This is a genomic window from Streptococcus sp. 151470009-6, from assembly GCF_053628175.1.
Genome location: NZ_JBSEZF010000003.1, coordinates 41481 through 63010, shown reverse-complemented (window position 1 = coordinate 63010; position 21530 = coordinate 41481). Strand labels below are relative to the sequence as shown.

Genomic DNA, 21530 nt, shown 5'->3' with positions numbered 1-21530 from the left:
CATAAAAAAGGAGGTTCCACCATGACACAAGAATGGTTTGAAAGCGCCGATCTTGAGAAGAAATCAGCTCAGACGAAATCGGAAATCCAGCCCGACCAAGCAGAGACTTCGGAAACTGTAGAGACCGAACCACAAGCAAGCCAAGAAACTCCTATCTTATCTAAAGAGTCGGAAAGGCATGAGGAGGAAGCTCCCGAAACGATAGAAGAAGCCCAAACCGAGGAAGAGGGAGAAGGGAAAGCTGAAGAGGGACACAAGCAAGAAAACTCTGTAAAAGAGAAAAGCATCCTCAGCAAGGCTTTAGAAAGCCCCTATATCCCAGATATTGACCCTCGTAAAACTACCCGATTAAAAGAAGAAATCGCACTATTTTGGACTTGGCTGCTGGAGGCTATCCAAGAACCAACTGCCAGCAAGAATACGGACCAAAGGCATCGTTATAGTGTCTTTGGCTTGCTCACTTTGCTATCCTCGATTAGCCTTTTCTTTAGTATCTATCATATCAAGCACCTCTACTACGGCTATATGGCCTCTATTGCCAATAGTTTACCTAACCAGCTCCCTCCTTTAGATCTCTTTGCTGGGCTTTCTATCTTGGTCGCTAGCGCTCTATTTTACTTTTCTATCATTTTGGGAGGCTTTACTGTCCGACGTGTGCTGGACCAGGAGAGCGACTTCACATTCCAAGAAGCTTGCGATCGTTACAGCCGGCTCTTTGCTATCCCACTTGTCCTAACAGCTCTAGCAAGTTTCTTTGCACTTTTTGGTGGCTTACGATTTGCTGGCATCCTCACTCTTCTAAGCATGACCATCTTTGCCCTTGGAAATCTCTTTGTGATTAGCAAGCCAAGTAAGACCAGTAGCCTTGACCCATTTTATCGTTTCTTACTAGCTGTCTTACTTGATGCTGCTATTCTCTTACCCTTCTTCATTGCAGAGTTGGCGCTAACAGTGGACTACCTTCGCATCCTGACCTTCTTTTAACCAAAATCCCTGCCATTTGTTAATGACAGGGATTTTTATGCTTACTCTTTTTTGGACAAGGTCTACTCGATGCTTGCCAATTCTTCAAAGTCTTGTCCTAGGATGGCTTGTACTTCTAGTTGATTGGCATCTAGTTGGTGGTAAAATGTTGTTGGTAGTGACTCTAGAAATCTTGCATAGTCCAAGCGAGCGATGGCTTCATAGTCTTCTGCTTTTGAGCCATCACCAGAAATCGTCACTAGGTCAATCTCCCAAACAAGCTCCTTGCCTGCTAGCTGCTCGGTATAGGGTGCTGGTACAAAGGGTTCCTTTGGCAAAATTGTCTTGACTCCCTGGGCCAGGTGATAGATACCGTGCACCTTGCCTTGGGCGTCTGGGTAAAATTTCACACTGGCAAGATAGGCATCAGAACCTTGAACTTTCTTGACCAGCTCTTCAAAACGTGCCAATCCATCCTCAGCCAAAAAACTCTCGAGGTATTCCTTGTTGAGATAGATAGGGGCCAAGAGCCCTTGGCAATAGACTAAACGAACCGCTTTGTCAGCTAGATAATGCTTGACCGTTTGTCGGAAATAGGTTTCAAAGTCAAATCCTTCTAGTCCTTCTACCGCTTGCCCCAACTTACTCGATAGGGCTTGGAGGAGAGCTTCTACAATCTCCCAGTCCGCTCTGGTAAGGAAGTCTGGAATCACCACTTGATAGCCTTTTCGGCTATCCGCATAGTTCACCTTGAAGAGAAATTGCGACTGACCTACAATCCCACACTCGATATACTCGAGACGATTGAGGGGCTGACGAAGATAGACCGCATCATAACTGTATGACTCCAAGCCCTCCACCAAGGCCAAGATGGACTTGGCAGTCAAGACCTCCTGTTGTCCTAGAATGCTTTCTTTATTTGGGATAAAAAATGTTTTCGCCATAACTGGCCTCCTTTGAAATCGTTTACACATAGTATACCCTATTTTCCTGAAAGATACAGAAACAAATTTTAGATTTTTAGATAAAAAGCATAGAAAAACAGCCCCTGAGGACTGTTTGATGTTATACAGTAGCGACTTGATCCAAGCTTTCACCGATAGCTGCTAGGCGCTCGATTACTTCTGCTTGTGTCAATTCATTTTCAGCAACATAGCGGTTGCGTGGGTGAACACGGCACTCGTGTGAGCATCCACGAAGGTACTTGTCTTCATTTTCTTCTGATGTTAGGATACGACGGTTACAGAAGGGATTTCCACAGTTGACATAGCGTTCACATGGTGTTCCATCAAACCAGTCTTTCCCTACGATGGTTGGATTAACATGGTTAACATCAACGGCGATACGCTCGTCAAAGACGTACATTTTCCCATCCCAAAGCTCACCTTGGACTTCTGGGTCTTTACCGTAAGTTGCGATTCCTCCGTGCAATTGGCCAACATCTTTGTAGCCTTCACGAACCATCCAACCTGAGAATTTCTCACAGCGAACGCCACCTGTACAGTAAACCACAACACGCTTGTCCATGAATTTTTCCTTGTTATCACGGACCCATTGTGGCAACTCACGGAAGTTGCGGATGTCTGGGCGGATAGCCCCACGGAAATGTCCTAGGTCGTACTCGTAATCGTTACGTGTGTCAAGAACTACTGTATCTTCATCAAGAAGGGCTTCTTTGAACTCTTTTGGAGACAAGTAAGCACCTGTTGTTTCAAGTGGGTTGATGTCATTATCAAAGTCGTTGTCTTCCAAACCAAGGTGGACAATTTCTTTCTTGTAGCGAACAAACATCTTCTTGAAGGCTTGTTCATTTTCTTCGTCAATCTTGAACCAGAGGTTTTCCATACCTGGGAGGCTGTGAACGTAGTCCATGTATTTTTGAGTTGTTTCATAGTCACCTGAAACGGTTCCGTTGATTCCCTCGTCAGCGACTAGGATACGACCTTTAAGGCCGATTGATTTACAGAAAGCCAAGTGATCTGCCGCAAATTGCTCTGCATTTTCAATTGGAGTATAGAGGTAGTAAAGTAAGACACGAATATCTTTTGCCATAAGATTTGTTCTCTTTTCTATTCTTGAATTTTCAGAATTTTTCATTCAACTATTCTAGTATACCCACTTGAGAAAACGAATGCAATTTATTTGACCGGAAATTAAAAAGGAGCTAATCCCAACGAATGTCTACTCCAATTTAAAAAATCCTTGGATGATCCAAGGATTCATTTTTAAACTTTTTTAGCTTTAGCCATATAGAAGAGTTGGAGCAGAATACCAATGATAGCCATACCGATAACGATAAAGAAGGCCATTGTATAATCTCCTTGGTTTGCCTGTGCAAGACGTGCCCCTAACTGAGGACCAGCAATAGCAGCTACACCATAAGCAGTAAACATCCATCCATAGTTTGTCCCTACGTAGGTCACTCCCCAGTTTTCAGCAGTAATTCCTGGGAAGGAACCGAGGAAGCCACCAAATGACAAGGCAACCATCATGATTCCAAGGATGGCCAAGATGCTTCCAGGACCTTTGAATAAGGCTGTAAGCAACAAACCAGTAGCGACCGCTCCAAACATGGCAATAACGGTAGGGTAGCGGCCAATCTTATCAGATACCGTACCCCAGAAGATACGACCAAATGTATTTGCAATGGATACCAGCATAACGAAGAGGGTCGCTTCTCCAACAAGTTGGTATTGGTCTGAGATCGCTGCTGCAGTTCCGATAATCATCATTCCGCCTGTAGCACCAAGAACATAAATCAACCATAGAAGCCAGTAATTTCCATCACGGAGCATTTCTTTATAAGTTTTTCCTTCTGGTTGAGCATTCCCAGCCGCTGGAGCAACAGTAGGAGCTTTGGCCATAACAAGGGAAGATGTACAGATCACTAGTAAAAGGACGATACCTAGTACCTTAAAGGTAGAGTAAATCCCCATAGAAGCAATCAAAGATTTTGCAACCGGTCCGATAATTAGTGGACCCAAGCCAAATCCTGCCGCTGTCAATCCACCAGCTAGGCCTTTTTTGTCTGGGAACCACTTTGTCGCAACGGACGTAGATGCCCCATAAGCAGAGCCGATACCAAGTCCTAGGATGACACCGTACGTTAGATAAAGCACGGGTAGTGAGTTGGCAAAACCAGTCGCAAACATCCCTGTACCAAAGAGAATACCACCTAGAAAGACAAACTTTTTAGGTCCAACCGAATCTACTTTGGGTCCGAAAAGAATCATTCCAACAGGTACCATAGCAAAAGAAATGCTAAAGGCTAAGGAAGTCTGAGCTTGAACCCATCCTTGACTAGCATTGGTTTCTAGGAGTGCCTTCTGAAAGACCGACCAGGCGTATCCTGCACCTAGAGAGAGATTCGTTAAAATGGCCGCAGCCAAAATTAACCATCGATTGGGTGTTTTTTTCATATGAATAACCTCATGTAATATTTCTTGTTCCCAAAAGGGATAGCAAACAACTTTTTATCGGATTTTCACTTACTGAGTTTCACTTGAACCTTTCATAATTTACAAAATAGGAACAAGCTGAAATCAGACATAAATGAAACATTTAAGAAGAAATCCTGTCCACTTCTTAAATCAAAATCCAGTTAAATTTCACAATGTTAAGCGCTTTCATCGTACTCTTATTATAAGCTAGTTCATTCTAAAAATCTACTTAATTAAACTAATAGAGGTATTAGTCCAATTAATCGATATCTTTATTTTATACTGGTATTTCACAAAGTTTTTAACAAGATTTTTTTACTTTTAGCTACTCTAATAAAAAAACCACTACCTCCCCCGGGAGTCCCAGAGGAGGTAGTGATAACATTTTTTAGGAATGAATACACGAAATCAGTTTGTCTTATGATTTTTTGCTTTTCAAGAATTCGTCGTATTGTTTTTGCATTTCATCCAATACTTTTTGGTATGCACCTTCAGATTTCAATTTTTCCATCAATTCTGGAATAGCTTTATCAGGGTCTACAGTACCAGTGTTGATAGCTGTATCGAATTGTTGCATTGTGTTAGTGATTGCAGAGATTTCAGATTTTACGCTATCAGTGTTAAAGATGAATCCAAGCGCTGGAGATTCTTTAGCTTCTGCCAATTGTTTCTTAGAATCTTCGATTTGTTGGTCTGTAACGTTTTCGTTGATGTAAAGGATCCAGTTGTTACCAGTGTTCCATCCACCCATGTGAGTGTTTCCTTTGTATCCTTCAAGGACACGAACACGGTTTTCTTTACCTGGAATTTTCTCCCAGTTCTTGCCTTCTGGACCGTAAACAAGTCCGTTCAAGAGTTCAGGGTTCGTGTTCAAGAGGTTCAACACTTCCATTGATTTTTCTTTGTTCTTAGAGTTGTTTGAGATAACAAAGTTAGCAACTTGGGTTGTTTGGTTTTTCTTGATGAAGTTAGTGAATGGTTTGATTTGGATGTCTTTGTTAGCTACACGAGAGAGCAAGCTGTTACCGTAGTCAGCTGGTCCTACTGTTTCTTCACGAACGAACCAAGTGTCTTGTTGAAGGTCAAATGAAGTGTCGCTTGTTGCTACGTCTTTTGGAATGTATCCTGCTTCGTAGAATTTGTGAAGAGTCTTCAAGTGTTCTTTGAAACGAGGAACGTCGTAACGGTTTACGATCTTAGTAGTATCCCCTTCAAGGTCGATAACGAATGGAAGTCCGTTTGCTACTGGGTAGTCAAAGTTTTCAGAAGGGATGAAGTTCTTGGTAACTGCAAATGGTACTACATCTGGAGCTTTTTCTTTGATTTGTTTCAAGACTGGTTCAAGTGTTTCGTATGAATTTACACCTGAAATGTCGATACCATATTTTTCAAGAAGAGTTCCGTTGAAGGCAAAGTTTTGTGAAGATGCAACGTTAGCCGCAACTGGAACTGCATAGATTTTACCGTTTACAGTGTTCCCTTTGATGTAAGCTGGGTCAAGTGCTTTATAAAGCTCTGCCCCTTCTTTCTTGTACAATTCTGTCAAGTCAGCATAAGCACCTTTTTGCGCATTTACGATATAGTTATCTGCAAAAGCGATATCGTAGTTTTCACCTGATGATGTGATAACTGACATTTTCTTACCGTAGTCACCCCATCCAAGGTATTGGATATCCAATTTAGCACCAACTTTTTCTTCGATGATTTTGTTTGCATTTTCTAGCAATTCATCCAAGTTGTCTGGTTTGTCACCGATTTGGTACATTTTAATAACAGGTTTTTCTCCTGATCCTGAGTCAGCAGCTTTTTTGTTGTTACCTGAAAGGTTTCCACAAGCAGCAAGACTTGCAGCCAAAGCTACTACGCTAGCAGATGCAAAAGCATATTTTTTCCAGTTTTTCATGATAAAAACTCCTTTTTTTATTTTTAAACTTATAAACGATTTAATGATTTTAACTTCAGTCACTAAGATGAAGTTGGGAAGGGAGAAACGGTGTTTCTCAGTAAGTGCTATTCTTTCACACCACCGATTGTCAAACCTTTTACAAAGTAGCGTTGGAAGAATGGATACAGAATGGCAATCGGAAGGGTTGCAACGACAACCATGGCCATACGTCCTGTTTCCTTTGGAAGAGCGACTCCCAGTTGACCAGAAAGACCGACTGCTTTGGCGATGTAGTCCATATTTTGTTGGATTTGCATGAGCAAATACTGCAATGGATACAAGTTGTCACTCTTGATGTAAAGAAGGGCGTTAAACCAGTCGTTCCAGAAACCAAGAGCTGTCAAAAGCGTGATGGTTGCGATACCTGGTAATGACAATGGTAAACAGATTTGGAAGAAGATCCGGGCTTCACTAGCACCATCGATACGAGCGGACTCCAGAATGGCTTCTGGAATGGTCTTCTTGAAGAAGGAACGCATCAAGATGATGTTAAATGGTGAGAGAAGCATTGGAACAATCAAGGCCCAAACGGTATCACCAAGTTGAAGCAAACGAGTTACCACGATATAGCCTGGAACCAAACCGGCGTTGAACAACATACTAAGTAGGACGAAAACTGTAAAGAATCTGCGGTACTTAAAGGTTGTCCGTGAAATGGCGTAGGCATAAGTTGTTGTGATAAAGACGTTTGTCAAGGTTCCGACTACTGTTACAAACACTGAGATAAAGAGCGCTTGTAATATCTTATCTTTAAACTGAGCCAAAAACTCGAAGCCATCTAATCCAAACTGTGATGGGAAAAAGCTATATCCATGTTGAAGGATGCTCTTTTCATCTGTGATGGAAATCATGATGACAAAGATAAAGGGTAAGATACAAGAGAGAGCAATCAATCCAGAAATAATACTGAAGAAGATATCTGCCTTCTTACTAAAGGAGTGAATGCCGACATTATCAATTTTTGCTTTTTTAATTTTTTCTGCCATGCTTTCCTCCTTTCTAGAATAGTGCTGAATTTGGATCGACTCGTCTTGCAAGCAAGTTTGATAGGATAACCAGAATCAAACCGACAACTGACTGATAAAGACCAGCTGCTGATGCCATACCAATATCCGCTGTCTGAGTCAAACCATTATAGACATAGACGTCTAGTACGTTGGTTACATTGTAGAGCTGACCAGCATTGTGAGGGATTTGGTAGAAAAGACCGAAGTCTGCACGGAAGATGTTTCCGACTGCAAGGATGGTCAAAACAGTTATCAGCGGTGTCAACTGTGGAATCGTTACATTTCGAATCCGTTGCCACTTGCTAGCCCCGTCCACTGTTGCTGCTTCGTAGTAGGTAGGGTCAATTCCCATGATAGTCGCATAGTACATGACACTGCTATATCCGAATCCTTTCCAGATACCTAGGAAAAGGAGAAGATATGGCCAAATACCTAAGTCAGCGTAGAAGTTAATTTCCTTCAATCCGATGGAAGAAAGGAAGTGGTTGATCACACCCTTGTCAATGTTGAGGAATGCATCTGTAAAGAAACTGATGATAACCCATGACAAGAAGTATGGGAACAACATAGACGTTTGGAAAATTTTAACCATTCTCTTAGAACGAAGCTCACTGAGGATGATAGCAATTCCAACCGACACAATCAAACCAATAAAGATGAATCCAAGGTTGTAAAGGACGGTATTTCGAGTAATGATAAAGGCATCTTTAGAACTAAACAAGAACTTAAAGTTATCGAGGCCGACCCACTTACTATTCATAATACTGTGGATAAATCCTTCACCACTCATATGGTAATCTTTAAAGGCGACCACATTTCCAAATACTGGGATATAGAAGAATAGAATCAACCAAAGTGCCCCTGGTAAAACCATCAAGAGAAAAATCCAGTTATCTCTCAAGGTCTTTGAAAACTTTTTCATAATTTCCTCCCATTTTATTCCTAAAAACTGATTTCATCGAATTTTTAGGTTTGATAACGATTACATAATTAGTATACTCTTATTTTAAGAATAGTTTAAACTACTAATTATAGAAAAAACTCCACAAATTATTTTATGTGGAGAAGTTTTTTATAAGAAATAGGTTTCACGAGAAACACTCTGAACAGGGGACACTGTTCTTGTTTTTATACTCAATGAAAATCAAAGAGCAAACTAGGAAGCTACCCGCAAGATGCTCAAAACACTGTTTTGAGGTTGTAGATAAGACTGACGAAGTCAGCTCAAAGCACTGCTTTGAGGTTGCAGATAAAACTGACGAAGTCAGTAACATCTATACGGCAAGGCGTAGCTGACGTGGTTTGAAGAGATTTTCGAAGAGTATTAAGTCGTATAAATCGTCGATGCGGTCGCAATGGTGTGCCACTGGTTGGCTGTTGTGGCTGCAAAGTCCTTGTCTCCATAAAAATCATTAAATGGAAGGATTTCAACTTCTAATTCTTCAATGCGGTCAATCTGACCTGCCAGATAAGCCTCGATGCGACTCTCTGCTCGCTTGATTCTTTGTAAGAGTCCGCCCATACGGATATCAACCGTATCCAAACCAAAGACCTTGTTTTCTTTCAGCCATTGGTGGCTAAAGAGGGCATGGAAGTTTTCAATCTCGCTTCTAAGTTTTGGTAATTCTTGTCTTGCGATTTCTCTCAGACTTTCTTTATCGTTTACTTGGTAGGCCTGACGAATGCGTCGTCCCACATCCACTTTACTGCTTAAAATCTGGTTCAACTGGGCCTGAGTTTCAAAGAGATAAGCATAATTTCCTGCTTTTTCTTTGATTTCAGCAAGCGTCGCAGCTGCCTGAGCGAAGTGCGGTTTGTCCTGTTCAGGTGTCATATGTCTGTCAAGAATAGGGCAGAGAACATCCTGATAAAAGACATAGCGGTTGGGATTGATACCACTGAGATTATCTGGCAAGTCTGGCAAGAGATTGGCAAGGTCAATCTGAATAAAGTCCTCAACTGATAGACCCGTATTGGTCTTAAAGTGAGCAGACAAACGGTCTAGGTCATTGCGGTAGCTGAGCTCTGCCCAGATTTGCAGACTTGGTAGAATAGAGAATTGGGCAGTTTCCCCACCATTGTCCCCCCAACCCGTCACGATGACTTCTTTGATCTGATTAGCACGACAGGCTTTATTGGCCTCCATAGCAATAAGACGGCTGAAATGGTTGTTGGGCGTAAAACCGATCCACTTCCAAGCACCACCTGCAAAGGCAATATCTTGGCTAATCTTGTGATGATTGCGGAAATTACGATTGTACTTTTCTTCGCTGTCTTGATAATAATCCCAGTAAACCAAGGTCACACGGTCTTTGAGACGGTCTAGGTAGACACGAGTTTCCTCAGGAATCTCCACGTCACGGTCGTACTGACCATCCGCTGACATGAGCTTAAAGAACATATCGCTCCACATCTGGCAGTGAAAACCATACTTGTCTGCAATATCCAGTACGCGCTCCAAGTGTTGGCACATAAGGAGACTACGGTCTACAACACCATTCAAGATGAGGTAGCGTCCCAAGCCAACCAAGTGGGCTTCGTCCATCCCGATATTGACCTTGCGTGTCTGCAGTTTAGATAGAGTGGCAAACATCCCATCAATCAGGTCATACACCTTTTCTTCGCCGATAAGGAGAATGTCCTCCACATCACGAAGTTCCTGCACTTCTTTGACACCCCATTTGACGAAGGCTGACAAGTGGGCCAAGGTCTGGATGCAAGGCACAAAGGTCATATCAAACTGCTGGACATAGGCTTCGATTTCCTGCAACTCCTCTGCTGAATAGGCGCCACGGAAGTAACCAAAGTAAGGTTGCCCCTCAATCTGATAGGTGTCTTCCATGTAAAGTTCAAAGGTTGAGTAACCCATGAGAGCCAAGACCTCAATCATCTGCTTGGCAGAAGCCACATTCAGCACCGCATTTCGAGAACAGTCTGCCATGTAGGCCAAATCCTCATAAGCTGCCTGTTCCTCAATCTCTACTTTGTCACCTTCTGCTAGAGCTGCTGCTAACAAGGACAAGGCGCGGTAGAGTTGGTGAGGTTTGCGATAGGTTAGTTGATAGTGGCCTCCCTCACCCTTGATAGAGATAGAGGCTTGGTCAGACTGAGTGACTGCAACTTCAACATCTGGTAAATAGATACGCTTTGTCAGCAAGTCGATTGCCTGAGTTTGTTTGGGACTAAGTCCTGTAAATGTTACCATTGGTTTTCCTCCTGTAACCAGTTGACAAGGGCACCGTAGAGATTGGCTTCTGCATGATAGGTGCAGGCCTGGATAACTGGTGCGACCGTGTATTCTTCGTAGGTTTCGACAAAGTTATCGACAGCCTTCTTGACACCTTGGATAAAGTCTGGATTCTGACTGATGGAGCCTCCCAGACTAATGACATCTGGGTCGATGAGATACTGAATATTGAGCAAACCTTGCGCCAGATTACGATTCATGCGCTCAATCGCTTCTTGACAAAGAGCATTGCCGGCTGCCGCCTCTTGGTAAATCTTGCGTCCGTCCCAATCAGTCTGACCAGATTTTTCAATCACATATCGAACCATGTTTCCTGTAGAGGCTAGTAGCGACCAGTTGTTGAGTTTTTCAGCTGGTTCAATGGTTGTCATATAGCCAAACTCACCACCTAAGCCGTGGCGACCACGGTGAAGTTTGCCATTGATAATCATGGCACCACCGATTCCAGTCCCAATCACGACACAGGCTGCATTTTCAATTTCTGGGTGAGCCAGCAGTTCACTAAGTCCAACACAGTTGGCATCATTTTCTAGATGGACAGGGAGTTGATGATGAGCAAGAGTTTCATACCAAGAAAAGCCATGGATGTAAGGGACGGCACTGATGCCCTCAATCACACCTGTTTCTTGATTGACCGCGCCTGGAACACTCATAGCAATACCCTTATAATCTTGTTCTGCCAAGCGTTGGTCTAGCCAATCTAGTAAATCCTCCAAACTTTCTGGCGTCGGAGTACTTGTCTTATCTAGTATCTTTCCATCAGGAGTCAGACTGGCAAACTTAATCCCAGTCCCTCCGATATCAATAGTTGCAATGGTCATTGTTCTTTACCGTAAAAAGGGGCGAATCAGCAGTTAGCCCTTACTCTTTCGCCCCTCCTTTCTATCTCATAGTATTAGTTATCAAACACTTTAAAACTGTTAAATGTCTTCTTTTTTGATCAATTCTGTACGAATTTCTTGTGGTGCTAAGAGTCCTGAATGAACGGGATATGGTCGCTCAAGTAAGTCCAAAATGGTTTGTTGGTGTTCTGATATGCGAACATTTTCTTGGCTCATATTGTAGTAACGGAGGACATATCCTTCTTCATTTTCCGCCACTTTAAAGGCTGTTGGGCAAACTTGTGGTAAGCTGAGTGCCGCATGACTCAAGAGGCTACCAGTCGCTGCAACACTTCCTTCTTGTTTAGCAACCTGAAGACTAGTGAATGGTGTTTGGAAGGCTTTGGCACGACGGAAGGCTGAGAAGCGTTCTTGTGCTTGGTGGCATTCAAGAGCATATTCAACTTCAAACTCACGCAAGCACTGGGCCTCTGGTGTCGGGAAGTAACCCCAGTCACCTAGCTCACCTGAGGCACGAAGAATGGTCACGGCAATGGTATCGTCTCCAAGGATTTCATACTCGTGCAATCCTTTATTGGCCACCGTCACCCCTTTTTCATCGTCATACAGACTGACAAAGGCTTGTTGGTGTTGAGGATTTTCAGGATTTTCCCATGAAGCCGCTGGTTTATTTGGTCGTGTCACTACCTCATAAATGCTTTCCGAATCATTGCTTGGACGAGTGTTATGAGTTTTAACCAAGAGACGGATACGGTGGTCCTTGGCTGTGTTAGTAAAGCGAGTCTTGAAGCGAATTTGTGGATTGTCAACAAAGACGGTCATCTCTGTTTCCAGAGGAAGGGTTGTCAATTCTTCTGAGCGCCCAGCTTCACGCGTCATAAACTCGATGATACCTCTTTGTTCCGCATCCAGTTTTTCGTCTGCACTTACTGGAATTGTCAATTCATGCTTGAGTAAAACCTTGACAAAACGAGCTGTATTTTCCAAGACCTCATAGCCTTTTAGCTCCGCGTAGATAGGCTCTGTTCCTTTTGGTTGGAAATAGATGTACTCATTTCCGATGTCACCACGGTCTTCAAAGCGAACAACATCTTCATAAGCTTCATGAGTTGTCTTGTCGTAGACCGTGATGTTTTCATCCACACTGACCGTTACAAATGGCGTATCAATCACTCCATTTTGGTAAATACCGTCACGGTGTTCTTGTTCTCCTTCAAGCAATTGGAAGGTTGTCCAAGAGAGAGGTGCTAGATGAACAGGGACTGTCACGCGCACTTGTCGAGCGATACGAGCCTGACGGAACTTGTCTTTTGGCAAATCATACTCAAAATTAGCTCCCAGATCTTCGATTTTCGCTTCTACAGCATGGCCTTCCAAGTCTTCGACACGGTAGTTTGGCAAGGTCAAGGCTGCCATTTTCTTATAGCCTTCTGTTGGGTGCAATTCTTTAAAATCACAAGTCGCCACATCAATCACTGTGCTGACAGTATCAACCTTGTCATGCAAGCCTGTGTTGATAACGGTAAAGAGATGGTCGCTTTGAGCTTCCTGAGTTGCAATTTTACCCTTCCACTCGTTGAGAAGGTTGCTCTTAACAAAATTTCCGACTTGGTTGACCTTGGCAAAACGTGTTTCCATCTCACGGTGAACTTCGTCAATACTACAGCCACAGATACTATCATGGGGCGCATTTTGTAGAAGGACTTTCCAAGCATAGGTCAACTGGTCCTTGTGGTTATGTCCACCAGTGATGACAGTCAATGGTTCCACGACTTGTTCTAGCAGGTTGCTATTTTCTTGGAAAGCTTGTTTGAGGTAAACACGTGAAGAAGAAGTGTTGGCAAGTGTGTACCAGCCATCTGTTTCCTGGCTGGTCAACTCACCTGTAACCGTAGATAGTTGCTCAGGCAGAGCACTTTCTACTGCGTGGATATAGTCATCAAAGGAACTATGCACAAAGGTCACATCTGGGAAGAGTTCATTTGCCACACGAATGGCTTCGCTCAGATTTCGCTGTACAGGCTGGTGGTCACATCCGTTCATCATCAACCATTGGTTGGTCGAGGCGTAGTCACGCACATCTGACAGTTTTTGTTTCCAAAAGGCCAAGGCTTCATCCTTATCAACTGGGATTTCATTCCCATTACTATACCAGTTGGCAAAGAGGATACCGAGAACACGACTTCCGTCCGCACCCTGCCAGTACATTTCTGAAAACTGGGAAGTAAACTGCTCATCTTCGAGGACTTGGTTGTCAAAGCCAATCGGCTTGACACCACGGCCAAAGGCTGCCACGTGAATGCCTGATTTTTGAAGGATTTGAGGAGCTTGTCCCATATTTCCAAAGGTATCTGGGAAGTAACCAATCTGGGTTGATTTGCCCCATTTTGCACATTCTGCTTGACCAATCAAGGTGTTGCGGACATTGGCTTCGCTGGAAATTAAGTAATCATCCTGCAAGATGTAAAAGGGACCAATTTTGAGTTTGCCTTGGTCGATGTAACCTTGGACTTTGTCGCGATTTTCAGGGCGAATTTCCAAGTAGTCATCCAGGACAATGGTTTGGCCATCTAAGTGGAAACTCTTGAACTCAGGGTCATTTTCAAAGAGATCAAAAAGATTGTCAAACAACTCCACCAACTGCATCCGGTGGCTTTCAAAAGGCAAGTACCACTCACGGTCCCAGTGACTATGTGAGATAATATGTACAACAACATTTTCCATGAAGTAAAACCTCATTCTAAACTTAAATTTTTATTTCTATCTAACTAAAGAACTGACTAGCGAATATCTAGATAATCCAAAACCAATTCACAAAACATCATGTTGGCCCAAGAAAACCATTCACGTGAGTAAAGCGTTGGATCATCTACATGGAAGCTTTCGTGCATGACTCCTGTGCCACCATCGCAGGCAACCAGCTGATCCAGCAAGTATTTTTTCTCTGCCTTATCTCTTGTTGTCAAACCTTGGATAGATAGGGCAATGGGCCAGATATAGCGATAGAAGGTATGAGAACTTCCGAGCCCACTAGCGTATTCTCCTTGGTAGAAATATGGATTTTCAGGGCTGAGAATGGTACGGCGTGTGGCTTGATACACTTCGTCTTCAATGTCGCAATAGCCCAGATAAGGCGCCGCCAGCAGACTCGGTACGTTTGGATCATCCATAATACTAGCATTGCCTAAACCATCCACTTCAAAAGCGTAAATCTTTTCGCCCTTACTATTGGTGGTATAAGCGTAGTTTTCGATACCTTCTTGGATCTCTGCTTGCAGACGTTTAGCGTCTGCCACGATGTTTTGGCTATCAGCTAGGTCTAGTTCTGTAAAGATTTCTTGCACGTACCCCAAGACAACTACAGCAAACATATTGGACGGAATCAAATAGCTATACTGACAGCAGTCATCACTTGGACGGAAGGCTGACCAAGTCATACCAGTCACTGCAAAATCAGGTCCAAAGCCATCATTTACTAAGGTGTCTTCTTTGCGGTCCGTATCCCTAACAAAACGATAAGGAGAGTTCTTGTGGTCTTGTTCCACTGTCCAGAGATGAAGAATTTCCTTGGTCGCTATGACAAAAGTCTCATCAAACTGACTAGTCTCGCCAGTATCTTTCCAGAGAAGATAAGCCAACTGCAAAGGATAGCAAAGCGAGTCCACCTCATACTTGCGTTCCCAAATCCAACCGTTAAGGTCGGTGTGGTCAGTCTCATGGTGACCCTTCCAGTTTTCCTCAATATTGAAGGAGTTGGCATAGGGATCCTTGAGGATCAAGGTCATCTGACGCTTGACCAAACCTGCAATGGTCTGACGCAAGAGAGGATCTCTTTTAGCCACATGAAGGTAGGGTCTAAGTTGTGCTGTCGAATCCCGAAGCCACATGGCAGGAATATCCCCAGTCAAGACAAAAGTTGAGCCATCTTCTAAGATTTCAACTGTATTGTCCAAGGTGTCTGTATAGCAACGCTCGAAGACATCTACCCACTCCGGATGGCCCTTAGCCCGCTCTGCTACTTCGTCTAGCCATTTTCTAACAATTTCTTTCGAATAAATCATCGTGCAATTTCCTCTTTCAAACAAGTTTCATGTTCAGTATATAGTTTTTGAGACAGAAAATACATACACAAATGATAGTCATTTTTCTACAAAATTGCTTACTTTCGAACCCCATATCTAAAGGTCTCATTTTTCTGATATAATGTAGAAAAACAGCTAAAGGAAATACCATGAAACCACTACTTGAAACCATCGATACCCGCTTTGGGACTGCTAGCAAACATGCCTTTTCTCGAGGAAATATCCTGCCCTACACGGGCGTTCCTTTTGGGATGAATTATTTTGTTCTCCAGACCAGTGACCAGGAGGGTGCTTGGTTTTTCGATCCGCATCTTCCCATCTTTCAAGGGATTCGATTAACCCACCAACCCAGTCCTTGGATTGGCGACTACTCTTGGCTGCTTCTGACACCTGTCACCGGCCAGCTTGGGGGAGATAGCCTATTTCACCGTCAGTCTTCTTATGATATAGATAAAGCTTGCTTCCAGCCTCACTATTTGAAACTCTTTTCTCTGCGCTATCAGATTGAAACCCAGCTCACACCGACATGCTATGGCGCTTCTATTCGTTTCAAGCAAAAGCAAGGCAAATCCCTCTCCCTCTACCTTCACGCTGCAGATGATTTAACAATTGAGCAGGTAGATAAGCGGACTCTAGCCCTCAGACAAGAAGGCAAAACAGAGACCAATAAAAATCCACTGATACTCTTCACCGCCCTACAAATAAATACGGATATTCTTGCTGTCAACCAAGAAAGCGGAGACTGGCGGATTGACTTCGCAGATAGCCATGCCGAGATTCAACTAGCGACTTCTTTCATATCGCCTTCTCAAGCTCTGCTTAATCTACCTCAAAAGGACTTTGATAGCTGTAAAGAAAGTGCGAAAGCAGACTGGGAAGACCTCCTCCATCGTTTTGACATACTAGAGACAGGAGAGACTGACAGGACCTTCTTTGATCACTGCCTCTACAGACTCTTCCTCTTCCCGCAGACTTTTTATGAGGTTGATGAATCAGGGCAAGCCATCCACATGGATCTGGCTACTGGTACTGTCAAGCCCGGCGTCCTCTTTAGCAACAATGGCTTCTGGGATACCTTCCGCACCACCTTCCCCCTCTTTGCCCTTGTCATACCAGAGCATTATCGTCTCTTTTTAGAAGGCTTTCTCAATAGCTACCGGGATACTGGGTTCCTTCCAAAATGGCTGGCTCCAGATGAACGTGGCATGATGCCTGGTACCCTATTGGACGGCATTATCGCAGATAACGCCTGCAAGGAAATGGCTCCCGACTTGGAAGAAGAACTCCTCCAAGCCATGCTGGAGACAGCCACCAAGTCCGACCCTCTCGGCATCAATGGTCGCCATGGACTAACCCAATACCAAGAGTTAGGCTATCTCTCTACTGACCACCACGAAAGCGTCAGCCACACCCTAGACTACGCCTATAGTGATTTTTGCATCGCCAGCTGTGCCGAAAAACAAGGTCAGAATGACATCGCCCAGACTTATAAGGTCGCATCGCAGAATTTCCGTCATCTCTTTGACTCTGAGACAGGCTATATGCGTGCGCGAGATCGTCAAGGCAACTTCCGACCTGACTTCTCTCCTTACAGTTGGGGACGAGACTACGCCGAATGTTCTGCCATTCAAGCGACTTTGGGCGTTCTACACGACATCCCTGGCTTAATCCAACTGATGGGTGGAAAAGAAACCTTTAGCCACTACCTTTTGAAAGCCTGTCAGGATGCTCCTCTCTTTGAAACGACTGGCTATGGTTATGAGATTCACGAGATGAGCGAGATGGCTACTGCTCCTTTTGGACAAGTCGCCATTTCCAACCAACCTAGTTTCCACATCCCTTATCTCTTCCGCTACAGTGACTACCCTGACTACACTGCTCTTCTCATCAAATCGATACGTCAGAAAGCCTTTCACCCAAGTTGGCAAGCCTATCCTGGCGATGAGGATAATGGCAGTCTCTCTGCTTGGTACATCTGGTCGGCTCTTGGATTCTACCCGACCTGTCCAGGAAAACCAAGCTACGATCTCGGAATCCCCCTCTTTGATCATCTCCGTGTCTACCTGGCTAAAGAAAATAAATGGTTGGATATCTATGCTGAACAAAACTACAGCCATTTTAACTTTGTCAAAGAGTGTCGATTGGACAAGACCCCTGTATCTAGCATCCAACACCAAGACCTCTTGAAAACTGAGCAACTGACCTTCACCCTCAGCTGGCTACCAAATCACTAATAACCAAAAGAACCTTTGCATCGCGCAAAGGTTCTTCTTTTATGAAACTTGGACTTGAAGTTGATCCACAAGCTGACCACCCACCATTAGATTCAGATAGAAATCTAAGGTTTTATCTCCTGCGAAATACAAGGTTGGTAGCGTCAACCTTTTTTCAGTCTCGCCAGCTTGAAACGCAAGGACTTGAATCTCATCCTGATAAGCGACACCATGCACACCCGTCCCTGGTTGAATCGAAATCTTAGCTTCTAAAGGACCACTACATTCTCTGCGCTTAACTGTAAAATAGGCATTTTCTCCCTTGGTCACAGCGAGACTGTTTTCTGAAAACTCCAGTTGCTGAACAGCTTCTTTTTTTGACAAGCTAGGTGTTTTATAAAGTGAAATCTTAGTTAATACTGGCAAATCCTGTGCCTCTGTAATGGTCACACGAATCTTCTGAGCCTCTACCATGGATCCGCGCAAAAGGCGTTTATAGCCTACTGTAAATCCTGATCCAAACTCCTGCCAGACACCATCCAACTCTACCTGAACATGGAAAGCAGCGATTCGTTGCCCTAGCTTCAAATCTTCTCTTAACTCAATTACATCAAAAGTTTTAGGTGACTCTAAATCGAGCTCTAACTGAATTGGCAGTTCTGCATCACTTGCCCAAGAACTAGTCTCCAGTCCATCTGTCAGATGATGACAGGCAAAGTCTGCGGAGAGAGTAGGACCAGATACCTTGCTTCCCAGAGCCAAATCTTCTTTATAGAGTTCGTCACGGTAGGCCCTAAATTCATACAATCGCTGGATATCCCTTTCATCAAAGAGACCATCTTTATTAGGAGGAATATTGAGCAAGAGAGGGGTTCCCCGCCCCACTGAGTGAAAGTAGATTTCGACCAATTCCTCAAGAGACTTGGGATCCTGATCCTCATGGTAAAACCAACCCGGCCGAAGGGATACATCCGCCTCACCGATTGAAAACAACGTACCCGAGGGATCACCGTGCTGTAAATAATCTAATGCAGCCTCTGTCCCCAACTGATCGGGCTTGACTTTTTGCCACAAGGGATCCCCTGCATAGCCCCGTTCATTGCCAATCCAGCGAATACTAGTTCCCTCAGTTGAGAAAATCAAACAATCGCCCTGCAAGTCACGAATGGTTTCAAACCAATTCTCAAACTCATAGTTGACCTGCTGAGCCCCTTCCCCTCGAGCACCATCCATCCAGACCTCAGCAAATTTCCCTCCATTTCCATAGTTAGAATTTGATAAGATTTCCTCCAGCTGTGCCAGATAATAGGCATTGTAGTCTGCTTCTCGGTCCACATGATAGAGGGGACTATGGGCATCCCAAGGAGATAAATAAACTCCCATGTCCATGTCAAACTCAGTTGCAGCTTGGGAAACTTCAAGGAGCAAGTCCCCCGCTCCTTTCCTCCAAGGACTAGCCTTGACCGAATAGTCTGTATGTGCTGTCGGGTAGAGCACAAAACCATCATGGTGCTTAACCACCAAAATCAGTTTTTTAAAACCTGTTTCTTTGAGCACCCGAACCCACTCACGCGCATCCAACTTGGTCGGGTTAAAGCGTTCAGGCTCCTCCTGACCTGTTCCCCATTCCTGGTCATAAAAGGTATCGGGGCCAAAATGGATGAAGGCTGCTAGCTCATCTCCCAGATAAGCTAGCTGGGCCTGACTTGGTAATGGTCCATGCGGTTTTATTTTTGTCATCATCTCACATCTCTTTCTCTGATTATTTTTCTTGTTCCCAAAGTTATCCACAGGTTGTGGATAAGAAAACCTGCCTAAAAATTAGCTTTCCCAAACTCCAGCTCTTAGACTTTGAAAGTGTCACCCTCAGGCAGCCTGCTCAAATCCCCACTGCGATACGATTTCTACTAGAAAACTAGCTCGTTACTAGTTGCCGATACTATTCTCAAGATACTTCTAGGCTACTAGCTGAATGTCCTGCTCTCCCCAGACTTATCCACAACTTGTGAATAAACCATTCTTCCTAGTTGTTATCTCGTTGACTATAACAAAAAATCTAGGTAGCGTCAATAAGATAAGACTGTCTCCTTAAATACTCAGAAAAGATTCTATAATTTGTACAATATACATTTTATGCTTTCCGGAAGAAAGACTTTTCAGATAGATTTCATATAATTTACCATCATTCTTTCAATTACAACCTCAGCCGAATCCCTTATTAATTCTATGCATGAAAGTAATTTTTTCATCTCAAATCATAAAATTTAATATAAAATTTTAAAATTTTTTCTATTCGTTTTATTGTATGTATATCCATTTTATCTTTGTTTTCTATCCCCTACTGCATATTAACATAAAACACTATAAAAACCATGTTTTGTCGAAATTTTCTCTATATTTTCGTCCTTGACAAGCATTATTGTTTGTGTTATAACGAACATGTAAGCGGTATCAAAAAGGTATCAAAGCAAAATTTTAAAGGAGGAAACCACATGTCTTCACATCCAATTCAGGTATTCTCAGAAATTGGGAAACTGAAAAAAGTTATGTTGCATCGTCCGGGCAAAGAGTTGGAAAACTTAATGCCGGACCACCTCGAGAGGCTACTCTTTGATGACATCCCATTTTTAGCGGACGCCCAGAGTGAGCACGACGCTTTTGCTCAGGCACTTCGTGACGAAGGAGTCGAAGTCCTTTACCTAGAGCAACTGGCTGCTGAATCATTGACTACTCCAGAAATCCGAAATCAATTCATCGAGGAATATTTAGACGAAGCCAACATCCGTGGCCGTCAAACTAAGATTGCAATTCGCAAGCTCCTCCAAGACATAGAAGACAATCTCGAATTAATCGAAAAAACCATGGCTGGGGTTCAAAAAACAGAACTCCCTGAAATCCCTGAATCAGCAAAAGGATTAACCGACTTAGTTGAGTCAGATTATCCATTTGCTATCGATCCTATGCCCAACCTCTACTTCACTCGCGATCCGTTTGCCACAATTGGGCATGCTGTATCGCTCAACCATATGTATGCCGACACCCGTAACCGCGAGACCCTCTACGGTAAATACATTTTTAAATACCACCCCGTTTACGGTGGCCTTGATTTGATTTACAATCGTGAAGAAACGACACGCATCGAAGGAGGCGATGAACTTGTTCTCTCTAAAGATGTTCTAGCTGTAGGTATTTCTCAACGGACGGATGCGGCATCTATAGAAAAACTACTTGTCAACATCTTCAAAAAAAATGTTGGCTTCAAAAAAGTATTGGCCTTTGAATTCTCAAACAGCCGTAAGTTCATGCACTTGGATACTGTCTTTACTATGGTGGACTACGATAAATTTACTATCCACCCAGAAATCCAAGGCAACCTCCGAGTCTTCTCTGTGACCTATGAAAATGAAGAATTGCAAATCGTCGAAGAAAAAGGCGATCTAGCAGAACTCCTTGCCCAAAACCTCGGTGTTGAGAAGGTAACCCTCATCCCATGTGGGGACGGAAACATCGTTGCTGCTGCTCGTGAACAATGGAATGACGGTTCTAACACCCTTGCAATCGCACCAGGTGTGGTAGTTGTTTATGAACGCAATACCGTTACCAATAAGAAACTGGAAGAATACGGTCTTCGCCTCATTAAGATTCGCGGAAGGGAATTGGTACGTGGCCGTGGTGGACCTCGTTGCATGTCTATGCCGTTTGAACGCGAAGAAATTTGACTTCCTCACCCTTCTGATAGATAGACAGATTATACTTGGCCAAGTCCCTTAGGACGAAGTATTAGAAAGAGG

The 21530-nt window shown here is 43.6% G+C and carries 14 protein-coding genes; 3 read left to right on the top strand and 11 right to left on the bottom strand.

The annotated features are described in order from the left end of the window. The first annotated feature begins 21 nt into the window (after positions 1 to 21). Positions 22 to 984, top strand: a complete 963-nt coding sequence (locus ACUW6H_RS05335) for a DUF6574 domain-containing protein (protein ID WP_454362169.1) — start codon at positions 22 to 24, stop codon at positions 982 to 984. 62 nt (positions 985 to 1046) lie between these two features. Here ACUW6H_RS05335 and ACUW6H_RS05330 read toward each other — a convergent pair whose 3' ends face one another. The 10 genes from ACUW6H_RS05330 to ACUW6H_RS05285 form a co-directional block, all read right to left on the bottom strand. Next, positions 1047 to 1907, bottom strand: a complete 861-nt coding sequence (locus ACUW6H_RS05330; protein WP_454362167.1) for a DUF4299 family protein — start codon at positions 1905 to 1907, stop codon at positions 1047 to 1049. A 121-nt stretch (positions 1908 to 2028) separates the two neighbouring features. Next, positions 2029 to 3015 carry an oxygen-dependent tRNA uridine(34) hydroxylase TrhO gene (trhO, locus tag ACUW6H_RS05325; RefSeq protein WP_454362165.1) on the bottom strand — a complete coding sequence of 329 codons (987 nt, stop codon included), beginning with the start codon at positions 3013 to 3015 and terminating at the stop codon, positions 2029 to 2031. Positions 3016 to 3188: 173 nt separating this feature from the next. Beyond that, entirely contained in the window at positions 3189 to 4382 is a 1194-nt protein-coding gene (locus tag ACUW6H_RS05320; RefSeq protein WP_447266365.1) for an L-lactate MFS transporter, read from the bottom strand. A gap of 439 nt (positions 4383 to 4821) precedes the next feature. Beyond that, positions 4822 to 6306: an ABC transporter substrate-binding protein gene (locus ACUW6H_RS05315; RefSeq protein ID WP_454362163.1), complete on the bottom strand. Its 1485-nt coding sequence runs from the start codon at positions 6304 to 6306 to the stop codon at positions 4822 to 4824. Between the two features lie 107 nt (positions 6307 to 6413). Further along, positions 6414 to 7334, bottom strand: a complete 921-nt coding sequence (locus ACUW6H_RS05310) for a carbohydrate ABC transporter permease (protein WP_000818291.1) — start codon at positions 7332 to 7334, stop codon at positions 6414 to 6416. 13 nt (positions 7335 to 7347) lie between these two features. After that, entirely contained in the window at positions 7348 to 8277 is a 930-nt protein-coding gene (locus ACUW6H_RS05305; RefSeq protein WP_000714574.1) for an ABC transporter permease, read from the bottom strand. A 402-nt stretch (positions 8278 to 8679) separates the two neighbouring features. Next, complete coding sequence (locus tag ACUW6H_RS05300) at positions 8680 to 10560, bottom strand: beta-N-acetylhexosaminidase (protein WP_454362160.1); 1881 nt, start codon at positions 10558 to 10560, stop codon at positions 8680 to 8682. Beyond that, positions 10554 to 11423 (bottom strand): ROK family protein, encoded by an 870-nt coding sequence (locus ACUW6H_RS05295; protein ID WP_454362158.1) that lies wholly within the window; start codon positions 11421 to 11423, stop codon positions 10554 to 10556. Before ACUW6H_RS05295 ends, ACUW6H_RS05300 begins: the two co-directional genes overlap by 7 nt. A gap of 99 nt (positions 11424 to 11522) precedes the next feature. After that, entirely contained in the window at positions 11523 to 14168 is a 2646-nt protein-coding gene (locus ACUW6H_RS05290) for an alpha-mannosidase (RefSeq protein ID WP_454362156.1), read from the bottom strand. A gap of 56 nt (positions 14169 to 14224) precedes the next feature. Next, positions 14225 to 15505, bottom strand: a complete 1281-nt coding sequence (locus tag ACUW6H_RS05285) for a glycoside hydrolase family 125 protein (protein ID WP_454362154.1) — start codon at positions 15503 to 15505, stop codon at positions 14225 to 14227. A 170-nt stretch (positions 15506 to 15675) separates the two neighbouring features. On the opposite strand from ACUW6H_RS05285, the gene ACUW6H_RS05280 reads away from it, so the two are divergent. Continuing rightward, positions 15676 to 17760: a GH92 family glycosyl hydrolase gene (locus ACUW6H_RS05280; RefSeq protein ID WP_454362152.1), complete on the top strand. Its 2085-nt coding sequence runs from the start codon at positions 15676 to 15678 to the stop codon at positions 17758 to 17760. A gap of 39 nt (positions 17761 to 17799) precedes the next feature. On the opposite strand, the gene ACUW6H_RS05275 is transcribed toward ACUW6H_RS05280, so the two are convergent. After that, the gene (locus ACUW6H_RS05275; RefSeq protein ID WP_454363036.1) at positions 17800 to 19479 is read right to left on the bottom strand and encodes an alpha-L-fucosidase; all 1680 of its coding nucleotides are present in this window, start codon (positions 19477 to 19479) and stop codon (positions 17800 to 17802) included. 752 nt (positions 19480 to 20231) lie between these two features. Here ACUW6H_RS05275 and arcA point away from each other — a divergent pair. Beyond that, positions 20232 to 21458, top strand: coding sequence for an arginine deiminase (arcA, locus tag ACUW6H_RS05270; RefSeq protein WP_000094628.1), 1227 nt, complete (start codon positions 20232 to 20234; stop codon positions 21456 to 21458). The last annotated feature ends 72 nt before the right edge of the window (positions 21459 to 21530 follow it).

What these genes read in the sequence shown, in the direction of transcription:
- ACUW6H_RS05335 (WP_454362169.1), top strand. Translation starts at nt 22, where the DNA reads ATGACACAAGAATGGTTTGAAAGCGCCGATCTTGAGAAGAAATCAGCT.
- ACUW6H_RS05315 (WP_454362163.1), bottom strand. Translation starts at nt 6,306, where the DNA reads ATGAAAAACTGGAAAAAATATGCTTTTGCATCTGCTAGCGTAGTAGCT.
- ACUW6H_RS05305 (WP_000714574.1), bottom strand. Translation starts at nt 8,277, where the DNA reads ATGAAAAAGTTTTCAAAGACCTTGAGAGATAACTGGATTTTTCTCTTG.
- ACUW6H_RS05310 (WP_000818291.1), bottom strand. Translation starts at nt 7,334, where the DNA reads ATGGCAGAAAAAATTAAAAAAGCAAAAATTGATAATGTCGGCATTCAC.
- ACUW6H_RS05280 (WP_454362152.1), top strand. Translation starts at nt 15,676, where the DNA reads ATGAAACCACTACTTGAAACCATCGATACCCGCTTTGGGACTGCTAGC.
- arcA (WP_000094628.1), top strand. Translation starts at nt 20,232, where the DNA reads ATGTCTTCACATCCAATTCAGGTATTCTCAGAAATTGGGAAACTGAAA.
- ACUW6H_RS05300 (WP_454362160.1), bottom strand. Translation starts at nt 10,560, where the DNA reads ATGGTAACATTTACAGGACTTAGTCCCAAACAAACTCAGGCAATCGAC.
- trhO (WP_454362165.1), bottom strand. Translation starts at nt 3,015, where the DNA reads ATGGCAAAAGATATTCGTGTCTTACTTTACTACCTCTATACTCCAATT.
- ACUW6H_RS05330 (WP_454362167.1), bottom strand. Translation starts at nt 1,907, where the DNA reads ATGGCGAAAACATTTTTTATCCCAAATAAAGAAAGCATTCTAGGACAA.
- ACUW6H_RS05320 (WP_447266365.1), bottom strand. Translation starts at nt 4,382, where the DNA reads ATGAAAAAAACACCCAATCGATGGTTAATTTTGGCTGCGGCCATTTTA.
- ACUW6H_RS05285 (WP_454362154.1), bottom strand. Translation starts at nt 15,505, where the DNA reads ATGATTTATTCGAAAGAAATTGTTAGAAAATGGCTAGACGAAGTAGCA.
- ACUW6H_RS05290 (WP_454362156.1), bottom strand. Translation starts at nt 14,168, where the DNA reads ATGGAAAATGTTGTTGTACATATTATCTCACATAGTCACTGGGACCGT.
- ACUW6H_RS05295 (WP_454362158.1), bottom strand. Translation starts at nt 11,423, where the DNA reads ATGACCATTGCAACTATTGATATCGGAGGGACTGGGATTAAGTTTGCC.
- ACUW6H_RS05275 (WP_454363036.1), bottom strand. Translation starts at nt 19,479, where the DNA reads ATGACAAAAATAAAACCGCATGGACCATTACCAAGTCAGGCCCAGCTA.